Below are 20,847 nucleotides of genomic sequence, written 5' to 3' on the forward strand. Positions count from 1 at the left end.
GTGACGCATGTGCTCATCGTCGAGGACGATCCGACCATGGGGGAACTGATCCGTCGAGGCCTCAGCGAGGACGGATACACCGTGACGCTCGTCGACAACGGGGTCGACGCGCTCATCGCGTTCGCGAACGAACCGCTCGACGTCGCCGTTATCGATGTGATGCTGCCGCAGATGAGCGGATTCGAGGTGTGCCGCCGCATCCGTGAATCCGGGAGTCTCCTGCCCGTCATCGTCATCACGGCTCGAGACGCTGTCGAGGACCGGATCTTCGGGTTGGACGCGGGAGCCGACGACTACGTCACGAAGCCTTTCCATTTCGGGGAGCTGAGCGCCCGCATCCGCGCCCAGGTGCGCCGTCGGGCGGGAGCTCCACAGCCGATCGTCCAGCTCGGCCACGTGCGGCTCGACGTCCACGCCGTTCGGGCGACCGTTCACGGCAAGCCCTTCGCGCTGAGCGTGAAGGAGTTCTCCCTCCTCCGCGATCTGGGCGCGCATGCCGGCGAGGTGCGCTCGCGTCCGGAGATCCTGGACGAGGTGTGGGGATCTGCTGACCGGTTCGAGCCGACCATCGTCGATCAGTATGTGAGCTACCTCCGGAAGAAGCTCGATCTGGTAGGAGCGGGAGTGCGCATCATGACCGTACGCGGCGCCGGGTATCGACTCGACGTCGTCGAAGAGGACGAACGGTGAGCTGGTTGCGGTCCCTCTCGATCCGCGCTCGGATCACCCTCGGCAGCGTCGTGGTCGCGCTCGTCGCCGTCTCGGGTGCCGCGGTAGCGATGCATCAGCAGATCGAGCGGATCGTGCACGAGTCCGAAGTGACACTCGCGGAGGGGGATCTGTCGCCCTATGAGGCGGATCTCCACGCCCATCCAGACGAGGCGCCGGACTCGCCTGCTGCAGGCATCCTCGTCCTCGTGCGTGCACCGGACGGCAGCATTCCGGTCGACACCACGCCTCATGACATCCGCGAGGTCATCCATCGGTATCCCAGCGGACTCCCCGACGGCGTGACCACCGTGCTCACAGACGAGAACGTCCGCTTCACGCTCGTGTCTCGGACAGTCAACACCTCGGCTGGAGCCTGGGAGGTGTGGGCGGCGCGAAGCGGGGCGAGCGGCGACTTGACGATGCGGGCGCTCGACGGTGCCCTGCTCATCGGCGCTGCCGTGCTCATCGGCGTGTTCGGCGTTGCAGCCTGGCTCCTGACGACCGCGGCGCTCCGGCCGGTCGCTCGCATGCGACGGACGGCGGAGACGCTCAGCACGGACGCAACCGGCCAGCTGCTCCCGGTCGGCCCAGCGCACGACGAACTCGCCGCCCTCGCGGAGACGCTCAACGACTTCATCGCCAGAATGCGAGCGACAGCGGCCCGTGAGCGCGAGATGGTCTCCGCGGCGAGCCACGAGCTGCGCACTCCGATCGCTGCGATGACGACCCAGCTCGAACTCGCGCACCGGTCCTTCGGCGACGCAGAGGCTCTCGAGACCGAGATCCGCGCCGCGGAAGGATCACTCGACCGCCTCTCGCGCCTCGCCGCGAACCTGCTCGAACTCTCCAGACTCGACGCCGCGTCGCCGGCCGAACAATCAGCTTCCGTGACCGCGCTCGAGTCCGAGGTGATGGAGGCGGTCGATCGTGGACGTTTGGTTGCAGGAGTCTCGGGGCCACAGATCGAGTTCGATCTCGAGCTCCCGCACCCGACGGCGTCCGTGGCCCTCTCGGCGACGGCTTTCTCTCGGATCCTCGACAACCTCGTCGCGAATGCGGTCGCGGCCACCCCGTCGACGGGACTCATCCGGCTCTCCCTCCGACAAGATGAAGCCGGGCTCGTCCTCGACGTGTCCGACACCGGCCGTGGCATGCCGGACGACTTCGTGCCGCACGCGTTCGATCGGTTCAGCAGGCCGGATGAGGCCCGAGACGTCCGGAGCGGCGGGAGCGGCTTGGGCCTCGCGCTCGTCGCAGCGCTCGCCCACAATGCAGGTGGGCAGGCGACCATCGGCAACAGGCCGAACGGCGGGGTACTGGTCAGCGTCACGCTGCCCGAAGAGCCAGTGGGCACCAACATGTGAGACCTCGAACATACTGAGGCCCGGTTTCTCGGGACCCGCCGAGTATCGACGACCACGCTGAGGGAACACGATCCGCCAGGCACCCGCCGAGTGGCGAACCCGAGCGAGAGGACGCCGATGTGACCACCCAGCGCATCGATCGGCCACGGTCCGCGAACACGGTCACGGGACGCATCTCCGTAGACCGGAAACGAACGCACCGACGTCGGATGCGCGCGGCCGATCTCCTCGTCGTGCTGTGCTGGGTGTCCGTCGCCATGTCCGTCGCCCTCTTCCTCTCGAGCGGTGGTGCCGCGAAGCTGCAGACGCCCGGTGCGGTCGTGACCGCCGGCGGCATCATCGCCGGCCTCGTCGGAACCGACCTCATCCTCGTGATGCTCGTGCTCGCTGCACGGATTCCGGCCATCGATCGCGCAATCGGCCAGGACGCCGCGATGGCAGTGCACCGCCGACTGGGGAAGCCGGCCCTGTACCTGATCCTCGGTCACGGACTCCTGCTCATCATCGGGTACGCGATGACCGACGGTTCGAACGTCTTCGCCGAGACGATCTCGCTCCTGAGCGGCACCGACCTCCTGCTCGCGCTCCTCGGCACGGTACTCATCGTGCTCGTGGTCGTCACCTCTGTCGTCGCCGTCCGCAAACGCTTCCCCTACGAGGTGTGGCAGGCCATCCACCTGCTGAGCTACGTCGCCGTCCTCGTCGCGCTCCCGCACCAGTTGTCCACCGGCCAGGTCCTCGCCACCGGCACGCTGCAGCGGATCTACTGGATCGGACTCTCCGCGCTGGCGTTCGGATCGATCGCATGGTTCCGGTTCACGATTCCCGCCATCAGGACGATCCGGCACGGCATCCGCGTCGAGGCCGTCGAGACCATCGCGCCCGGGGTCTTCTCCATCCATTTCACGGGCCGTGATCTGCGGGGTCTCGGGGCCATCGGCGGACAGTACGCGATCTGGCGGTTCTGGAGCAGAGGCACCTGGTGGCACGCGCACCCCATCTCTTTCTCCGCGGTGCCGAGGAACGGCCACGCACGCATCACCGTCCGCGAACTCGGCGCGGGGACCGGACGGCTGAGCCGCCTCCGCCCGGGAACGAGGGTGTCGATCGAGGGACCGTACGGCGTCTTCACCCCGATCGCTCGGACGGCGCCGAAGCTCGCCATCATCACGGCAGGCATCGGAATCACCCCGGCCAGGGCGCTCCTCGAGCATTCCGAGCTCGAACCGGGCGAGGCGACTGTCCTCCTGCGCGGCACCGACCAGTCCCAGGCCTACCTCTGGGACGAGATGGAAACGCTCGTCCATCGGAACCGCGGCACCCTGTACTGGATGCTCGGCAGGCGACCCGCCGGCCTCGACACCTGGATGTCGGCCGACGCCATCGGGCGAGGGGTCACGATCGAATCCGTCTTCCCTCACCTGCATGAGTCCGATCTGTACGTCTGCGGGCCGTCCGCTTGGACGGACCTCGTCGTCAGGGACGCGCGAGCGGCCGGAATCCCGGGACGGCAGATCCACACAGAGAGGTTCGACTGGTGAGAACACGAGCAGCGATCGTAAGCATCCTGGCCTCAGCCGCCGTCCTGATCGGTGGATGGGAGCTGGGCAACGCAGGAGTCGCAACGACGCCGACGGGGACGACCGCAGGAACGGCGGCCGGCTCGGCACCCGCTCCGGCACCCGCTCCGGCGCCTGCGGCCGGCGCCACGACAACAGCGCCTCCATCCGGTACGGGGTCGACGCCGGCGCCCTCCGCCGGCACTCCGTCGGCGCCGGCCGCGCCGGTGAAGACCGCGGACGGAACCTACACTGGCGCCTCCGAATCGACGCAGTACGGCGACGTCCAGGTCAGCATCACGGTGAGCGCGGGGAAGATCAGCAATGTGACCGCAGTGCATCTCACCGATCAGGGCGGTCGTTCCGTCTCGATCTCCAACCGGGCGGCACCGATCCTGCGACAGGAGGTCATCGCCGCACAATCAGCGAAGGTGCAAGGCGTGAGCGGGGCGACCTACACGACCGACGGGTACCTGAGCTCCGTGCAGTCGGCGATCGACCAGGCAGGACTGTGACGACCATGATCCACACCTTCGCAACCATGGGAACCGTCGCGAGCCTGCGACTGCACAGCGACACGCCGTCCCCGATCGTCGAGCAGATCGAAGCGGTGTTCGCCGATGCGGACGAACGATTCAGCCTCTACCGGCCGGATTCGGAGGCGAGCCGGATCGCACGACATGACATCGCGCTCTCCGACGCGAGCACGACAATGCGCGACATGTATGCGCTCGCCCTCGATTGGCGCGCGGTGACGTCAGGAGTCTTCACACCGCATCGCTCCGACGGATTCATCGACCTCGCAGGCGTCGTGAAAGCGGCTGCGATCGACGCAGCCGGGACGATCCTCGATGAAACGGGGATCGAGGACTGGCTGCTGAACGCCGGGGGAGACATCCTCTCTCGAGGCTCGGACCACGGTGCGCCCTGGCGCGTCGGCATCGTCGATCCTGTCGACCGCGACCGGTTGTTGACCTCGGTCGAACTGACCGGTGACAGACGTGCGATCGCGACATCCGGCATCGGGGAGCGAGGGGAGCACGTCTGGCGCCGGAACGAATTCCCGACGGACGCCGACCCGGTCCAGGTCACGGTCCTCGCCGCGCACATTCTGACCGCCGACGTCTGGGCGACGGCGATCCTCGCCGGCGGAACGCCTGCGCTCGACGATGCGACCGACCGCTTCGACCTCGACGTCCTCTGTTGCGACCGCACCGGTGCACTGCTGGTGACCCAGGGACTCCGAGCGCGAATCACCGACCCGGCGACGGTGCAGTGCTGAGCGGCGCGCGGCAGGCTTCGTTCGCCGCGTCGAAGGTCCCAGAGGTCACCCTGCTGTTCTGGACCGTGAAGCTCTTGACGACCGGTCTCGGTGAGACCGCGTCCGACTGGCTCGTGGTGCACACGGAACCGGTGCTCATCGTGCTGGTCACCGCAGGAGCGTTCGCCGTCTGTCTGCTCGTGCAGCTCGCGGCGGACCGCTACGTGGTGTGGCGGTACTGGCTGCTCGTTGCGATGATCGGCGTGTTCGGGACGATGGTCGCGGACGTCGCCCACATCGTCGTCGGCGTGCCGTACCTCGTGTCGACGACGGCGTTCGCCGCACTCCTCGCCCTGGTCCTGTTCGTCTGGTGGCGCGTGGAGGGGACCCTGTCGATCCATTCCATCGTCACCCGTCGTCGTGAGCTCTTCTACTGGGCCACCGTCTGCTCGACGTTCGCTCTCGGTACCGCCGCAGGCGACTTCGCGGCCCACGACCTCGGACTCGGGTACGGCGGTTCCGCGATCGCCTTCGGCATCGTCTTCCTCCTCCCGGGGCTCGCGCACCGATACCTCGGCTGGTCGGCCGTCGCCATGTTCTGGACGTCCTACATCGTCACGCGGCCGCTCGGCGCATCGATCGCCGACGGCCTCGCCGTGTCCGCCTCCCGGGGCGGCCTCGGCCTCGGAACGGGGGAGGTGACCCTCGTGGCGCTCGCCCTCACCATCGTCCTCGTGGCGTACATCGCATGGCGGCGGCAACGGTCCTTCGGGGCGACCGTTCCTCCTTCAACGCCCCTCGCATGACGCCACCGGCCCATCCGCACGATCACGGCCACAGACCGGTACAGGCGAGCAACGACGAATCAGCGCGAGGACAGTCCCGGAACCGCTATCGGCCGTCGACGATCGACATGAAGCCTGCGAACGCGAAAAGGCCCGGCACCACGTACAGGAACACAAGGAGCGAGAACCACCCCACCGCACCGACGATCGACCAGCCGCCGTTCCTCCGATCACGGATGATAAGGCGTCGTCCGTCGGGGCCGATGCGGGGCTCAGGAGCGATCCAGGGGACGTTCGGATGCTCGCGTTCGGCCTTCAGCTTCGCGAGCAGTCTGGGGATGTCTTGTCCCTGGATGCGTTCATCGAGGTAGCGATCCGCTTTCAGAAGGATGCGCGGGACCACACGTGTGAGGACGGCATGGGCGGAGCGCCAAGGCTCTGGGGTCGAGAAGTCGGCTGCACCGGAGGTGAAGAAGACGAGTCGGTCGTCGATGATCTCGACGTTGAATCGATCGGCTTCGTCGATGAGGGCAACCATGACGTCCGGCGTGAGGACGTAGAGCGCCTCCTTGCCGTAGCCGGACGGCGTGTACGTGCGGAAGTGGGCATCGAATCGGCCCTCGAGGGAGATCCGCTGCGATCTCGCGATGCTCGCGGGGAGGTCGCTGCCCAAGCCGTCGTTCGACACCGCATCGAGGATGAGATGGGGGAGCGGAGCGGGCAGCGTGACGGTGAGGTACTGCCACGAACGGGATCCGCGACCGGTCGTGACGAGGTTCCCGAACTCGACGCCCGGCGCTGCGAACCTCGGGAACGCACGCGCCCCACGGCCGCGTGCGCTCATGATCGAGGTGAACGTCGCGGCGGGGCTCGCCTGCGCTTCGAACCCGTTGGCGAGCGCGGTCAGCGTCTGCCGCCAGTCCTGCAGGCGTGAGCGCGGCGACGGGGGCCGCTTCGCCCACAGATGCAGCCATGACGCTCCGACGAGCCACAGGACAAGGACGGCGATCGCCACGAGCAGCCCCGTCGCATCGGCTGGGGTGACACGACCGTCCTGAAAGGAGTCGACGCGGATGCCGATGACCATGAACACGATGCAGCAGTACCAGAGGATCAGGCAGTGGTTCACATGCACGAGCACCTGGCGTTTCGTCGGGACCCAGCTCGGCCGAGAATCGCGTCGAACGGATGCCATCGCGGCCGCCACGTCGGATTCGGGTGCTTCCAACCAGCCCAATTCCACGCGCATCGTCCTCTCGTTCGGCGCCGGTTCCGTCGCGGTCGATGCCATCGACCATCGTATCGACGACGGCCTCTTCCGCGGCGCCGCGAGCCGCACGAGCGCCCCGAGCGGTAGCCTGTCGGCATGGATACCGTCTTCTCAGTGCTCCACGTCGTCGGAGCCGTCTTCATCGTCGGGCCGATGGCCATTCTGCCAATGACCGCCATGCGCGCGTTGCGGACGGGGAACCACGCCCAGGTCGGCGTGCTGGCGAAGTCCACGATGATCTTCAGCTACCTCTCGCTCATCGTCTTCGTGCTCGGTTTCGGTCTCGTCGGCTTGGCTGACCCGAAGTACAACCTGTCGGTCACGACCCCGTGGGTGCTGTGGTCGATCATTCTGTACGTGATCGCCGTGGTCCTGAGCCTCGTCGTCGTCGTGCCCGCCATGCGTCGCGCGGCCGCGTCAGGCTCGGGGGATTCCGTCGCGGTCGTGAAATCGCCCGCGATCAGTGCAGGATCGGGCATCGTCAGCCTGCTGCTCGTGGTCGTCGTCGTCCTCATGGTCTGGAAGCCCTGAGCACTGGCCTCGAGTTCCTGAGCTCGGAGAGCTCAGGAACGTGCCGATCTCAGCTCGGATATCGGGTATACCAGCGCGGCATGCTGCTCCCGCGAGGGGAGGGAGACCCTCTTGCACCCTGGCAGTTGCGACCCGGCCGCCGTTGCGCGTCCCGCGTCGACACGAGGGGTCAGGCTCCGTTGCCGGCGCCCGACCCCTCGTTCCGCAGTGCCTGGTTCGAACGCTCTCAGGAATGCACGCCGTCAGGAATGCACGCCGTCACGCACGTGCGCCGCTCAGGCGAGCTGACGCTTCTCTGCAGCGACGAGGGCGTTGATCCGAGCTCGCTCCGCACGTCCATAGGTCTCCTTGGTAACGAGGATCCCGATCAAGCCGATCACAGCCGCGGTCATGTACAGCAGCGATGCGCCGGGCCAGCCGATCCACCCCACGAGCAGCGCCGCCAGCAGCGGAGCGAAGCCGCCCAGGGCTGCCGCGATCTGATAGCCGAGCGAAGCGCCGGAGGTCCGGGTCGACGTGCCGAACTGTTCGGTGAGGAGCGATCCCTGGACTCCCGTCAACGACGCATGGATGACACCGATGCCGAAGACGAACACGGCGACGACGAGCGCGGGCGTCCCATCGTTCGTGAGCAGGTACATCGGGAAGGCGAACCCGATCGCGACGAGGCATGCGGCGATGTAGATCGGCCTGCGCCCGACCCGGTCCGTGAGGGAGCCCATGAGGAAGGTCATCACGATGGCGACGAGGCTCGCCGCGGTGATCGCGCCGAGTGCCGTCGGACGGATGTCGGGGAAGCGCTCGGAGAGGTAGTTGAGCAGGTAGGTCGCGGTGGAGTAGTAGGCGAATGACTCGACGATCCGCAAGGCGATGACGCGGAGGATGCTCCTCCAGTCGCGACGGATGGCGGTGAGGAACGGGTTCTTCTCGATCCGGCCCTCCGCCTTGGCTGACTCGAACTCAGGTGACTCCGACAGGCGCGAGCGGACGATGAGCGCCACGATGACGAGCACGGCGCTGAGGAGGAACGGGATCCGCCAGGCCCAATCGCCCTCGAGGTTCGCGCAGACGAGGAACATGCCGCTCGCGAGTGCGATGCCGAGCGGGTTCCCGGCCTGGGGGATGGCCGCGTACATGCCGCGCCGGTTCCAGGGAGCGTGTTCGTACGCCATCGTGATCGCGCCGCCCCACTCCGCGCCGAACGCGAGGCCCTGGATCATCCGGATGATGACGAGCAGGACCGGTGCGATGACACCGATCTGCGCGTAGGTCGGGAGGAGGCCGATGAGGAACGTCGCGCCTCCCATGACGAGCATCGCCCCGACGAGCACGGGCTTCCGGCCGAATCTGTCGGCGAGGTACCCGCCGACTGCGCCGCCGAGCGGTCGCATCAGGAATCCGACGGCGAGGGTCGCGAACGACAGGAGGGTGCCGATGAAGCGGTCGCTCTCGGGGAAGAACACCGCGCCGAAGTAGAGCGCAGACGCGGTGCCGTAGGCGATGAAGTCGTAGTTCTCGACGCTCGTGCCGAGCGCTGCGGCGAATGCCGTCTTGTTGCGGTCCTTCGATCCGAGGGCGGACGGCTGCGAGTGCGGCTCGGGGGAAGGGGTCGTTGTCGTCACGGATGGATCTCCTTTGATCGGGGGATGGAGCGTGCGTGGTGGGGAGGATCGGGTGGGTTCTGGGTCTGAGGACGGACGTGAGGGGCGGCGAACCGGCGGGAGGTTGCGGCAGCGCCCGTGGCTGAGGCGCAGCGGCGATCAGCTCGCAGCAGGCGGAACGAGTTCGTCGAGGGCGTTCAACTTCCGAACCCGACGCCGAGTGTCCTCGTCGTCGTCGAAGGTCGCTGCGAGGAACTGCTGCACGATCTCGTCGATGAAGGCCGGCGGGACGAGCCAGGCCCCCAGAGCGATGACGTTCGCGTCGTCGTGTTCAACGGCCTGGTGCGCCGAGTAGGTCTCGTTGGCGAGGCCGCAGCGGATGCCGGGGATCTTGTTGGCGGCCATGGTCGCACCTGCTCCGGTTCCGCAGACGAGGATGGCGCGGTGTGCGGTGCCATCGAGGACCGGCGCGCACGTCTCCTGGGTCACGTCCGGGAAGTCGACCGTTTTCGTGCTGGTCGCTCCGCGCTCGACGACGGTGTGGCCGAGCCGTTCGACCGCGGCGATCACGCGCTGCTTCACGGGGAATCCCGCGTGGTCGGCTCCGACGGCAACGATCATGCTGATGTCCTTTCAGGACGGGAGTGACCGCTGAGCGGCCGAGTCTGGAATGCTCACCCGGGCCATGGAAACGTTTCCACGGGCTGAGCGAGATCCATCATGCATGACGGATCGCAATCATGCAAGCGCACATGATCCGGTCGAGAGGTGCTCCCTGCGAGGCGCTCGCACCGCGCGGGCCACCCGCGGTCTCGTTGCGCCGGCGGTTCACGGCTGCCAGGATGGGAACGTTTCCATCTCGGGAAGCCGCAGCGGAGGCCCTACCGGCAACCCGAGACGGCCGTGACATCCGCAACAGCGACAGGGGCAGTTCAGTGGCGACGATCAAGGACGTTGCGGCGCGCGCAGGCGTGTCGCTCGGAACCGCGTCTCGCGTGCTGTCCGGAAGCAGCCAGACCTCCGCCGATTCGCGGTCGCGCGTCCTCACGGCCGCCGCCGAGCTGCACTACGTCACGAACGGGCCCGCTCGTTCTCTCCGTCGCGCCAGAACGGATGTGCTCGGCCTCGTCGTCTCAGACATTCGCAACCCGTTCTTCTCCGAGCTCGCGCATGCAGCCGAGCAGGAGGCCGGTCGACTCGGCTACACGGTCCTCCTTGCGAACGCCAACGAGGACCAGTCCCAGGTGGACGACTATCTCCGCATCTTCGCGTCGCAACGCATCGACGGCCTCCTGCTGTCCCCGCAGGGCGGCGTCTCGCCGCAACTCGAGGCACTCCGGGCCACGGGACTGCCGCTCGTGCTCATGAACCGGACCGTCGCTGGACTCGATGCCCCGATGGTGGGCACGGACAACGTCGGTGGGGTCACGAGCGTGCTCGACTGGCTCCAGCGCCAGGGGCACCGCGACGTCGCATTCGTCGGCGGTCCGTCGACGATCTCGACGGGCGCCGAACGCCTCGCGACGTATCGCGCGGGTCGTGAGGCCCACGGGATCAGCCTTGACGAAGCGCTCATCGACACGGGTGACTTCCTGCCGGGAGGCGCTTCCCAAGCGATGCATCGGATTCTCGATCGCGGAGTGCGCCCCACGGCCGTGTTCGGCGCGAACGGTCCGACGACCCTCGGCGTCATTCGCGCACTGCACGAGCGCTTCGGTCCCGGGTGGCCCTCGGAGATCGCGGTCGTGTCCTTCGATGATCTGGAGTGGTTCGAGTTCGCGACACCGCCCATCAGCGCGGTGCGCAACGACGCGACGACCGTCGGCCGGGTCGGTGTCGCCAAGCTCGTCGACCTCATCGAGGGACGGGACGTGGGTTCAGAGCGCATCCCGACGGAGTTCGTCGATCGCTCGTGACCTGCGCCCCGCGCGATCGGCTCCCGGGACCTAGAGCCAGTGCTTGCGCTTGAAGACGGCCCAGAGGCCGATGCCCAGACCGAGCATGAGCGCGACGGCGAACGGATAGCCGAACGCCCAGTGAAGCTCCGGCATGGTGTCGAAGTTCATGCCGTAGATCGATGCGATGAGGGTCGGAGTGAAGAGGATCGCCGCCCACGACGAGATCTTCTTGACCTCCTCGCCCTGCGCGATGGTCTCCTGGGCGAGCCGCCGGCTCTCCTCGCCTTGAGCGAGGCTCGCCCGGGACATGCGTCGCATGGCGTCGTTCTGCTCCAGTGAGACGAGCGTCGAATGCACGGTCAAGGCATTCTCGAGGAGTGAACGGCAGGTCGTGACTCGCTCGGTCACCCGCACGATGTGGTCGAGCACGTTCCGCAGCCGGTTCTGGACCTCGTCGCCCGTACCGTAACGACCGGCGCCGCGGAGCAGGCTCTGGACCATGTCCGGGAGGGGACCGATCGCTCGTTGGAACGAGATCACCTGTTCGATCAGGCGGTAGATGCGCTCGGACAGTTGCGGATCGACGTGACCGTCCGCGAAGAGGCTGTCCTCGACCTGGTCGATGTCCTCCTCCAAGCCTGCGACGACCGGTGCGTAGCCGTCGACGATCTCGTCGAGCAGTGCCGTGAGCATCGCTTCCGGCCCCGCGCTGAGGAATCCGGGATCGGCTTCCAGCGCTCTGCGAGCAGCCGTCAGATCCGGGCGCGTTCCGCGGCGGAGGGTGATGACGAACTGCGGTCCGACGAAGAGGTGGATCTCCCCGAAGGCGACCCGCTCCGCCGCATCGTCGTAGGATCCCGGACGGAGCACGACGAACATCGTCTCGCCGTACCGCTCCAGCTTTGCGCGCTGATGCCCCTTCTGGGCGTCCTCGACGGCGAGCGGATTCAACCCGAACCGGGCGGCTGCGTCCTCGAGCGTGTCGTGGTCGGCGTTCTTGAGCCCCAGCCATGCAACGGCGTCCCGAGTTCGCAGCACCTGTTCAGCCTCTTCGAGCGAACTCGGACTCGCCGTGCGCACGCCGTTGATGTAGATGTGGCCGTCGATCGGAATCATGCGATCGTTCCTCCTCTGGGCGTCTCGCCAGGTACGAGCACCCGCTGGATGGCGGGCGCGAGGACTGCGACGAGTGACTCGCTGTCCGCCTCGACGAGTGTGGGGACGCCGATGATGCGACGGCCGGTGACGACACCGACGAGCATCGACGAAGCGATCGCAGCACGGAGCGCGGCGTCGGCGTCGGTCCGGCCACTGGTTCCTTCGAGCAGCCTGGACTGGATGAAGTCGCGGAGCCGGGTCGCGGCCTGCTCGTTCCCGATCGCACCGCGCAACATCGCCATGAGCGGTTCGGACTCTTCGGGCGGCGCCTCCCACGCGCTGAGATAGGCGCGGACGACTCGCTCGCCGAGGTGTTCGTCCGGGCCCTCGAAAGCCGTGCTGAACCGTTCCAACGCGGATGCCGGGATGGCCATGACCGCGGCGAACAGTTCATCCTTCGAGCGGAACGACTGCATGACCTGCGAGGCGTCCACACCGGCGTCGGCGGCCACGAGTCGGATCGTGGTCGCGGTGAAGCCGTCGCTCGCGAAGCGGACTCTGGCGGCGTCGAGGATGGTTCGCCGAGTGCTCGTTCGCCCGGGCGGGCGCCCCCGTCGCGCCTTCTGTGACGCCTCCGACGGCTCTTCCGCCGGATATCCCGGTGCTTGCTCCATGTCGTCGTCCATACCTCGAATCTACAAGGCCGCCACAATTAACTCAACGCTTGTTGAGTTAATTCCGAACCGGGCGTACGCTCGCACCGATCCGAGCATTCGTCCCGGGAAGTCGAGAAACGAGGAGCTCGCCATGAGCGATGACCAGAAGCTGTTCACTCCGTCCACGCCGCTGCCGGCCGGCCGAACCGGTCTGTTGACGGCATATGACCCCGGCACCCGGGTCCTCGAGGCCGGCTATCAGGCCGCACCGCAGTTCAAGCCGCTGCCGGTCGACATCGTGTTCGAGAAGGACGTCCCGGTCACGCTTCGCGACGGCACAGTCGTCCATGTCGACGTGTTCCGTCCCATCGGGGATGAGCAGGTCCCGGTCATCGTGGCCTGGAGCCCATACGGCAAAGGACAAGGCACGTCGATCAGCGTCATGGGCGTGTTCGGCCTGGTCGGCCTCGACAACGGCATCGTCTCCGGCCTCGAGAAGTTCGAGGGCCCGGATCCGGCGTACTGGTGCGCCAGGGGATACGCGATCTGCAATCCGGACATCCGCGGGATCGTCGACTCCGACGGCGACAGCGTGCTGTGGGACCGGCAGGAAGGCCGTGACTGCACCGACGTGATCGAGTGGCTGGCCGATCAGGAGTGGTGCACGGGCAAGGTCGGAATGAGCGGGACCTCGTACCTGGCGGTCTCGCAGTTGTTCACTGCCGGCGAGCAGCCGGAACACCTCGTGGCGATCAACCCCTGGGAAGGCGTGAGCGACGTCTACCGCGACCTCGTGATGCGCGGCGGCATGCCGGACACCGGGTTCGCCAGGCAGTTGCAGGAGGGCAGCTTCTTCGGCAGGAACCGCAAGGAGGACATTCTCGCCGAAGCCGAGGCGCACCCCCTCGTCGATGACCTCTGGGCGGACAAGATCCCCGACTTCGACCGGATCACGGTGCCCGCGTACATCGTGGCGAGCTACTCGAACACGCTCCACACCGCCGGCACCTTCCGCGCCTGGCGCCGGATCGCATCCGAGGAGAAGTGGCTGCGCATCCACAATGGTCAGGAATGGCCCGACTACTACGACGAGGACAATGTCGAGGACCTCCGCCGATTCTTCGACCGGTATCTGAAGGAACGGGCCAACGGCTGGGAGTCGACGCCACGAGTCCGGTACTCGGTGCTCGATCTCGAAGGGGGAGACGTGATCGGCGTTCCGGCAGACGCGTTCCCTCCCGGCGGCGCCGTCTCGACCAAGTTCTACCTCGACGGCCGTTCACGCGCGCTCACTCCCGATGCACCGGTCGAGGCCGCGACGGTCGCGTACGACGTCGAGGCGAACCCGAACGCCGTGTCCTTCATCACCCGATTCGCCGAGGAGACACAGCTCGTGGGCTACCCGAAAGCGCACCTCTGGGTCGAGTCGGACGGAGCCGACGACATGGACCTGTTCGTCCTCGTGCAGAAGCTCGACGCGCACGGAACACCCCTGCAGGCCTTCACCGTCCCGAACCAGAGCCCGATGGCGCACGACCTGACCGATCACGGCGCCACCATCCTCAGATACAAGGGTTCCGACGGTCGGCTGCGGGTTTCAGTGCGGTACCTGGACGAGTCGTTGACGACCGCGGACGTGCCCGCCCACAGCTTCGATCGGGTGGAGAAGCTCTCGCCGGGCGAGGTCGTCGAGGTCGAGATCGAACTCCTGCCGATCGGTCTCGCGTTCCACGCCGGCGAACAGCTGCGGTTCATCATCAGTTCCCGGAACCTCCTCGGGACGCTCATGCCGGGCATCCGTGAGTACGTCGGCGCGAACCAGGGCAGGCACATCATCCACACGGGCGGCGAGCACGCTTCCTACCTCCAGCTCCCCGTCTTCCGCGGCACGAGCCGGCGGTGAGGCGGACGACGCCCCGAGTACCGGTCAGTGGATGACGGCCTTCAGGACGATCATGGCAGCACCGAAGGCCGCTGTCCCGAGCGCACCCACGATGCGCACTGGCCAGCTGCTGCCGCGGATGGTGAACGCACTGTAGCCGATCACACCGAGGATCACGACACCGAGCCAGAGTGCGACCCAGATCGCGGCGGCGTCCGGGACGATCCGCCTCGCACCGAGGAGCAGGACGGCGGCGGGCGGGAGCGCGGAGAGCAGGAAGCCGAGTGAACGACGGAACGACCGACGGAACGCGACGGTCAGTGTCGTTCGATCGCCGGGATCGATGCTGTGCCCCGCGACGGTTCCCGCGTAGACGTGTGCGGCCCAGAACACCACGACGGTGCCGATGACGCTGAGGAAGGTCTGCCACGAAGTGGCCTCGTAGGTGCCGGAGACGACGATCATGCCGCTCACGAGGATCGTCCCGTAGACGGATTCCTCGGTGATGAGCGACGCGAACAGGTTCGGTGCTCGGTTCGGTGCTCGGTTCGACGCCGGGACCGCCGCCGATCCGGCGTCCCGGCCGGCCCCCGGGGCCGTCGCGCTCACGGGACCGTCTCCGGCGAACGCTTGCGGCCCAGCACCTCGTTCGGGATCCCGCGTGAGAACAGGAGCGACAGGAGTGCGATGACGATCAGCCCGAAGAGCGCGACGCGCAGGGACGCGAGTTGCGAGTCTCGATAGACGGTCTCGAGCGTCTCGGCGTCGGCGACGCTCAATCCGGCCTTCTCCGCGATCTCCGGAACACTCGAGGCCGGCACGATGGCGACACCGCGTTGCGTCTCCTCCGCGACGACTGCGCGCGCTTCGGCCGGCAACGGGCTCGACGCCGCGCCCGCTGCGAAGGACGTCGTCAGGGCGCCGATGAGGATCGAACCGACGAGCGCCGTTCCGAGTGACGAGCCGAGGTTCTGGAAGACTCCCTGCAGCCCGCCGACCTCGCTCGTCTGCTTCGCTGTGACGCTCGACATGTTGACGTTGCCGAGCTGTGATGCGAGCAGACCGAGCGCTGCTCCAGCGAGGAACATCCCGACGGCGAAGAGGCCGTGGCGGAGATCGACCGTGACCGAACCGAGGAGCAGCACCGCGCTGAAGACGAGGACGAGTTGCCCGACGCGAACGATTCGACGGGGCGACCATCGGTTGGAGAGTCGCGTCCCCGCGATCGAGAAGAGGATGAGCGAAACGGACAGGGGGAAGATCTTGAGCCCCGTCTCCAGCGCGTCGAGCCCGAGCGTCATCTGCAGGTAGACCGGCACCATGAAGAAGAGTCCCGCAGTGACCGCGTATTGGGCTCCGAGGACAGAGAGACCGCTCCGCAGTTGACGGATCGAGAACATCTCGACGGCGACGAGTGGCGGCAAGCCCCGCGCTGAGAGCCGCCGTTGGCGACGAACGAAGCAGGCGATCATGCCTCCACCGATGAGTATGAGCCACGCAGTCGGCGAGATGCCGAGCGGAGCGATCTCGATCCCCCCAACGGTCGGTGGTGCGAGCGGGACGAGCCACCCCCACGTTTTGCTCTGCAGCATCCCGAACACGAGCAGGACGAGGCCGATCGCGGAGAGCAGGACGCTCGGGACATCGATGCGGAGGCGTTGCCGTTCGCTCCGGTCCGTCACCACGCGTGAGAAGCCGACGACACCGGCCATGATGACGACTTCGGCCACGAACACGTACCGCCAGCTGAAATACGTCGTCACGAAGCCGCCGATGAGCGGTCCCGCGGCGACCGCGGCACCGGACACCGCACCGATGATCGCGAACGCCGTGATGCGTGCACGACCCTCGTAGTTGTCCGCGACGAGGGCGGCGATCGCGGGGATCACGAGGACGGCGCCGAGGCCCTCGATGACGGACCAGCCGAGGAAGAGGAACCCAACGTTCGGACTCAATGCGGTGATGAGGGATCCGAAGCCGTAGACACAGGAACCGATCACGAACGCACGCCGCCTGCCCCAGACATCACCGAGCTTCGCGCCCAGAAGCATCACCGCCGCCATCGTGAGCGTGTAGAAGGTGATGGCAGCCTGCATCGCGGCGACCGTCGTGTCGAGATCCGCCACAACGGTAGAGATCGACACGTTCATGACCGTTCCGTCGAGCACCATGACGAACTGTGCGCAGCCCAGGATGACGACGACGGTCCACGCGCCGCTCTTCCGGGGCGGAGCCTCTCCGGTGTCGGCGACCTCGGACCCGGTCACAGCGGCACCGGCACGTCGGAACCGCCCTCGTGCGTGATCCGGCTCCCCAACTGCACGAGCGACGGGTCACCGATGAAGCCGCCGGCGACGACGGCCTGGCCCTGAGCGAACCGCATCGCCAGGTGGAGCAGCTCGGGCGGGACGGAGCCGAACACGTCGGCCAGCTCCGCGAGATCGCGAGGAGACGCGAGTTTCATGAGGACGAGGTTGTCGCACTGGCTCAGCACGTTGATCGGGATCTTCGAGGGTCGCTGCGTCGAGAGCAGCAGCCAGAGTCCGAACTTGCGTCCTTCCGCAGCGATCTGGGTGATCCGTTCGGTGAGCGCCCGCTGGACCGGGGAGACGGGATCCGCACTGCAGATGTTGTGCGCCTCGTCGATGACGATGAGGATCGGATTGCGTTCTTCACGCTTCGCCCAGAGATGATCGAGCATGCTGAGCGCGGCGACGTGGGGCTCAGCCGGCGACCGGAATCCGCCGAGGTCGAGGACCGTCGCCCTCGGCCGCTCGTCGACGACGTCCTCTGCGGATCGACCTCCCCATGCCCACAGGTCCCAGTCGAGGACCCCGAGGTTCTCGATGCGACTCGCGAGCGCATGGCGAGCGGTGGCGCCTTCCGCTCGCAGCGAGGGGACGAGGTCCCGACCGCCGAGGACGCCGAGCTCGTTCTCGAGGTGCACGAGCACGTTGTACTCGTCACGGTCGATGATGGGGTCGAGCCCCAGAACCGCGGCGCGCGACGCGAGCGGGAGATCGACGAATCGGACTCGGAGATGGTCTGAGCCCGTTGCGGTCGAACGGAGCACCCTGACGTCATCGAACGGGTCCGGCCCCCGGCCCGATGACGTCGCCTGGCGGGATGCCGGCAGCGGTTCGCGTCGCTCCCCGAGGCGGACGAAATCGGCGTTCGGATCGAGGATGAGCAGCGGGAGCTTGGTTTCCAACAGCAGCTGCTCGAGAACGACGCCCAGCGCGTAGGTCTTCCCGGAACCGCTCTGCCCGCACCAGAACGTGTGCCGGTTGAAGCGCCTCGCGTCGAGCTCCGCGCGGGGGAGCGGAGATGCAGCACCACGCGCGGGGCCGCCGCCGTCCTTGCCGCCCGGCACCGTGTCGGGCTCCAACAGGGTCCCGATGTCCAATGGATGTCGCGTCATCGTGTCCTCGCTCCTTGCCTCGTCACACCTCGTCTGCGGCTCGTCACACGCCGAGCGCGGCCGGGACTCGCCCGGACTCGACTGCGCCGACCAGCGCTGCATGGTCGAGTTCGTTCTGGTCGGCGTACTCGACCGCGAAGCGCCCGATCGCGTCGTCGAACCGTTCGCTCTTCCCGAGGTATGCGGCGATGGCGACGCGGTCGCCCGTTCGGGCGTGGGCGCGAGCGAGTGTTTCAGCGCACAGTCGCGCGTAGAGCAGCGCACCTCGAACGCTCGCCCGGTCGAGGTCGACGGAGCCCTTCCAATCGGCGAGCTGTCTGAGGTAGTAGTCGCGGTTGACTTCGTCCTCTGAGGCGACTCGTTGCCAGCCCAGGAAGATGTCCGAACTCGCCTGCATCGCCCTCTGACCCCGCACGACTCGTTCGCCGTGGGTCTCATACCCGCTCGGCCCCAGGAACGCTTCGAGGACGGAGGGCTGGGCTTCTTTGGCCTGCAGGAACAGCGGATCGTCGTCGTCTCGTCCTCGGAGCAGGATGATCCAGGCGCGCGTACCCACACTGCCCACACCGACCACTTTCCGAGCGAGGTGCACGTACTCGAACTCAGCGACGGGATGAACGTCCCCCGGCAACGTCGATCGGTACGACGCGAGCAACTCGCGCATCGTGCGTTCCGTGGAGGCGCGGTCGATGGCGCGCTCGTCGAGTTCCTCGATCGGCACGATGAGAGGTGGGTCCGACACGATCTGAAGCGAGTCGTCCTCCCGTCGGGCGAGCTTCGCAAGGGAGCGTGTACTGTCCCGAGTCCGCGCACGTTCGAGGATCGCAGCGGTGTTCCTGGTCTGCTTCGACCCGACCCGTGCCGCCGCCCGTTCCGCTCGGACGAATTCGCTGATGCGGTCGGCGTCGAGCCGGTCGTACCAGGCGTCGAGGACCCGCGCGGATGCCGCGTGGCGCAGGAGCTCGCGGTAGTGCCGAGCGACCGCAGTGGTGATTCGTCGACGGTCCGCCTTCCGGAATCCGCTGGCGCGTCCGGCAACCTCGAAACTCGTCGCGAGCCGCTTCACGTCCCATTCGAACGGTCCGGGGAGCGTCTCGTCGAAATCATTGATGTCGAACACCAGCGTGCGCTCCGGGGTGCCGAAGACGCCGAAGTTCGCCAGATGAGCGTCGCCGCACAGCTGCACGGTCAGCGGGGTGCGAGGGAGCGTGCTGAGGTCGGCGGCCATGATGGCGGCGCCTCCACGGTAGAACGAGAACGGTGACGACGCCATCCGGCCGTACCGGATCGGCACGAGCTCTGGGACGCGCGTGGCCGCCTGAGCTTCGAGCCCGTCCACCGGATCGAAGCGGTCGTCCGCGGCGCTCCACCCGCCGAGTGCGGATCTCGGAACGGCGGCTCGCACCGATTTCCCACCTGCCGCCCTGTCCGTGAAGGTCGCGCTCGCTCCGATCACCGCTCTCACCGCTCTCGCCCCGGGACCGCTTGCGAACGCGCTGTCGGAGCGGATCCGTCCGATGAAGAGCCGGCTGCGGCCTTGGCCTTGCGCGCGGCCTTCGCTGCCTGGTCGGTCTCCTTGAGGATCGTCCTGGTCTCGCTGATGTCCCCGAGTGCCGGTCGCCACTGCCGCGCATCGGGATTCGCGTCGACGAGGATCGTCCGGGCGAGCAGCGTCAGCGGGATGGCCAGAATCGCCCCGACCGGTCCGAGGACAGCCGCCCAGAGGAGCACCGAGAAGAAGGTGAGCGTTTGACTGAGCGAAACGGCCTTGCCGACGAATCGCGGTTGCAGGATGGTCTGCAGGATCGAGTTGATGACGCCGTACACGACGATCACGGCGATGGCTGTAGGCCAGCCTCCCACGAGGAGTCCGAACACGATGGGCGGGATGAGCGCAAAGAAGTAGCCGATGTTCGGGATGAAACTGCAGAGGAAGACGAGCAGCCCCCAGAGGAGCGCCGCAGGAACCTGGAGGAGGACGAGCGCCAACGCGCTGAAGACGCCCTGCGTCACTCCGAGCACGGTCGTCACGACCATGTACCGGCGCACGTTGACCGCATAATCGCCGATCGCAGCGACGAATTCGGGCTTCGTCCGCGAGAGCTGGCGCAGCACCGTGGGGATGTAGGTCGCGTCCGCGGACATCACGATGAGCATCGTCAGGACGATGACGAGGGCACCGGTGATGCTGAACGCACTGCCGAGGATGCCGGTGAAGAACGCGAGGATGTGTGAGGGATCGAAACCGCTGGCCACGGCCGCGACCTGGGCCTGATCAATGCCGAGGGTGTTCAGCCATCCAGCGATCATCGCTCCGATCGAGGCGAGTTCATCCGCGTAGTCCGGCAGCATGGACGCGAATTGCGCAAATGCGATGACGAGCGTGCAGGTGAACCCGGCGAGGAGCGCGAACACGACGAGGATGACCGTGCCCGTGGCAACGCCGTGCGGGACACCGCGCCGCTCCAGCAGGATCCGGACCGGGTGTCCACAGATGCTCAGGACGAGGGTCAGCAGGACCGGTGCGAGGATGTCCCTCAGCGAGCTCAGGCCACCAGCCGCGACCACGGCGGCCGCCAGTCCGACCAGGATGACCGTGCCGCGTGGAAACGTGCGCGCTGGCGACGCTGTCGTGGCACTGGGCGCGATGAGAGGGGCTGGCGGGTCGGGCACGGACATCGCATCCTCCAGACGACTGCGCGGGGCGGCGCCGTCTCCAGCTCACTGTCCGCCCCTTCACCCGCCGCCGATTCACCCGACTCGGGTGATTCAATCGACGTTGTGCCTGCGCGCGCGGACGTCGAGCGGTA

19 protein-coding genes are annotated in these 20,847 nt (G+C 67.2%); 9 read left to right on the top strand and 10 right to left on the bottom strand.

What is annotated here, in order from left to right; translation table 11 throughout:
• From ACQ3HB_RS06840 to ACQ3HB_RS06865, 6 genes are all read left to right on the top strand, one after another.
• A complete protein-coding gene (locus tag ACQ3HB_RS06840; protein ID WP_430918960.1) occupies positions 1–690 on the top strand; it encodes a response regulator transcription factor in 690 nt (229 codons plus the stop codon).
• Positions 687–2,075, top strand: coding sequence for a sensor histidine kinase (locus tag ACQ3HB_RS06845; protein WP_430918961.1), 1,389 nt, complete (start codon positions 687–689; stop codon positions 2,073–2,075). Before ACQ3HB_RS06840 ends, ACQ3HB_RS06845 begins: the two co-directional genes overlap by 4 nt.
• A 119-nt stretch (positions 2,076–2,194) precedes the next feature.
• Complete coding sequence (locus tag ACQ3HB_RS06850) at positions 2,195–3,616, top strand: ferredoxin reductase family protein (RefSeq protein ID WP_430918962.1); 1,422 nt, start codon at positions 2,195–2,197, stop codon at positions 3,614–3,616.
• Positions 3,613–4,149, top strand: coding sequence for an FMN-binding protein (locus tag ACQ3HB_RS06855; RefSeq protein ID WP_430918964.1), 537 nt, complete (start codon positions 3,613–3,615; stop codon positions 4,147–4,149). The genes ACQ3HB_RS06850 and ACQ3HB_RS06855 overlap by 4 nt, the downstream gene beginning before the upstream one ends.
• Positions 4,150–4,154: 5 nt before the next feature.
• Positions 4,155–4,916 (top strand): FAD:protein FMN transferase, encoded by a 762-nt coding sequence (locus ACQ3HB_RS06860; RefSeq protein WP_430919409.1) that lies wholly within the window; start codon positions 4,155–4,157, stop codon positions 4,914–4,916.
• The gene (locus ACQ3HB_RS06865) at positions 4,910–5,701 is read left to right on the top strand and encodes a COG4705 family protein (protein ID WP_430918966.1); all 792 of its coding nucleotides are present in this window, start codon (positions 4,910–4,912) and stop codon (positions 5,699–5,701) included. The genes ACQ3HB_RS06860 and ACQ3HB_RS06865 overlap by 7 nt, the downstream gene beginning before the upstream one ends.
• Before the next feature lie 85 nt (positions 5,702–5,786).
• Here the strand turns inward: ACQ3HB_RS06865 and ACQ3HB_RS06870 are convergent, their stop codons facing one another.
• Positions 5,787–6,929 (bottom strand): hypothetical protein, encoded by a 1,143-nt coding sequence (locus ACQ3HB_RS06870; protein WP_430918968.1) that lies wholly within the window; start codon positions 6,927–6,929, stop codon positions 5,787–5,789.
• A 117-nt stretch (positions 6,930–7,046) separates the two neighbouring features.
• On the opposite strand from ACQ3HB_RS06870, the gene ACQ3HB_RS06875 reads away from it, so the two are divergent.
• Positions 7,047–7,481 (top strand): DUF2269 family protein, encoded by a 435-nt coding sequence (locus ACQ3HB_RS06875; RefSeq protein ID WP_430918969.1) that lies wholly within the window; start codon positions 7,047–7,049, stop codon positions 7,479–7,481.
• A gap of 275 nt (positions 7,482–7,756) precedes the next feature.
• Here ACQ3HB_RS06875 and ACQ3HB_RS06880 read toward each other — a convergent pair whose 3' ends face one another.
• Positions 7,757–9,103, bottom strand: a complete 1,347-nt coding sequence (locus ACQ3HB_RS06880; RefSeq protein ID WP_430918971.1) for an MFS transporter — start codon at positions 9,101–9,103, stop codon at positions 7,757–7,759.
• A gap of 138 nt (positions 9,104–9,241) precedes the next feature.
• Entirely contained in the window at positions 9,242–9,703 is a 462-nt protein-coding gene (locus ACQ3HB_RS06885) for an RpiB/LacA/LacB family sugar-phosphate isomerase (RefSeq protein WP_430918973.1), read from the bottom strand.
• Positions 9,704–10,017: 314 nt separating this feature from the next.
• Between ACQ3HB_RS06885 and ACQ3HB_RS06890 the strand changes: the two genes are divergently transcribed.
• A complete protein-coding gene (locus tag ACQ3HB_RS06890; protein ID WP_430918975.1) occupies positions 10,018–10,998 on the top strand; it encodes a LacI family DNA-binding transcriptional regulator in 981 nt (326 codons plus the stop codon).
• Between the two features lie 30 nt (positions 10,999–11,028).
• On the opposite strand, the gene ACQ3HB_RS06895 is transcribed toward ACQ3HB_RS06890, so the two are convergent.
• Both ACQ3HB_RS06895 and ACQ3HB_RS06900 read right to left on the bottom strand, forming a co-directional pair.
• Positions 11,029–12,096 carry a magnesium and cobalt transport protein CorA gene (locus ACQ3HB_RS06895; RefSeq protein ID WP_430918977.1) on the bottom strand — a complete coding sequence of 356 codons (1,068 nt, stop codon included), beginning with the start codon at positions 12,094–12,096 and terminating at the stop codon, positions 11,029–11,031.
• Positions 12,093–12,764, bottom strand: a complete 672-nt coding sequence (locus ACQ3HB_RS06900) for a TetR/AcrR family transcriptional regulator (RefSeq protein WP_430918979.1) — start codon at positions 12,762–12,764, stop codon at positions 12,093–12,095. The genes ACQ3HB_RS06895 and ACQ3HB_RS06900 overlap by 4 nt, the downstream gene beginning before the upstream one ends.
• A gap of 121 nt (positions 12,765–12,885) precedes the next feature.
• Between ACQ3HB_RS06900 and ACQ3HB_RS06905 the strand changes: the two genes are divergently transcribed.
• Positions 12,886–14,637, top strand: a complete 1,752-nt coding sequence (locus ACQ3HB_RS06905) for a CocE/NonD family hydrolase (RefSeq protein WP_430918981.1) — start codon at positions 12,886–12,888, stop codon at positions 14,635–14,637.
• A gap of 24 nt (positions 14,638–14,661) precedes the next feature.
• Here the strand turns inward: ACQ3HB_RS06905 and ACQ3HB_RS06910 are convergent, their stop codons facing one another.
• Genes ACQ3HB_RS06910 through ACQ3HB_RS06930 form a run of 5 tightly spaced genes read right to left on the bottom strand, consistent with a single transcriptional unit; the run spans position 14,662 to position 20,716 of the window.
• Entirely contained in the window at positions 14,662–15,225 is a 564-nt protein-coding gene (locus ACQ3HB_RS06910; protein ID WP_430918983.1) for a hypothetical protein, read from the bottom strand.
• Positions 15,222–16,883, bottom strand: a complete 1,662-nt coding sequence (locus tag ACQ3HB_RS06915; protein ID WP_430918985.1) for an MFS transporter — start codon at positions 16,881–16,883, stop codon at positions 15,222–15,224. Before ACQ3HB_RS06915 ends, ACQ3HB_RS06910 begins: the two co-directional genes overlap by 4 nt.
• Positions 16,880–18,037 (bottom strand): ATP-binding protein, encoded by a 1,158-nt coding sequence (locus ACQ3HB_RS06920; protein WP_430918987.1) that lies wholly within the window; start codon positions 18,035–18,037, stop codon positions 16,880–16,882. Before ACQ3HB_RS06920 ends, ACQ3HB_RS06915 begins: the two co-directional genes overlap by 4 nt.
• Before the next feature lie 43 nt (positions 18,038–18,080).
• Complete coding sequence (locus ACQ3HB_RS06925) at positions 18,081–19,442, bottom strand: DUF2252 domain-containing protein (RefSeq protein WP_430918989.1); 1,362 nt, start codon at positions 19,440–19,442, stop codon at positions 18,081–18,083.
• Between the two features lie 56 nt (positions 19,443–19,498).
• Positions 19,499–20,716 (bottom strand): AI-2E family transporter, encoded by a 1,218-nt coding sequence (locus ACQ3HB_RS06930; protein ID WP_430918992.1) that lies wholly within the window; start codon positions 20,714–20,716, stop codon positions 19,499–19,501.
• Positions 20,717–20,847: the final 131 nt, after the last annotated feature.

The sequence above is a fragment of the Plantibacter lichenum genome, from assembly GCF_050587525.1.
Taxonomy (GTDB): domain Bacteria; phylum Actinomycetota; class Actinomycetes; order Actinomycetales; family Microbacteriaceae; genus Plantibacter.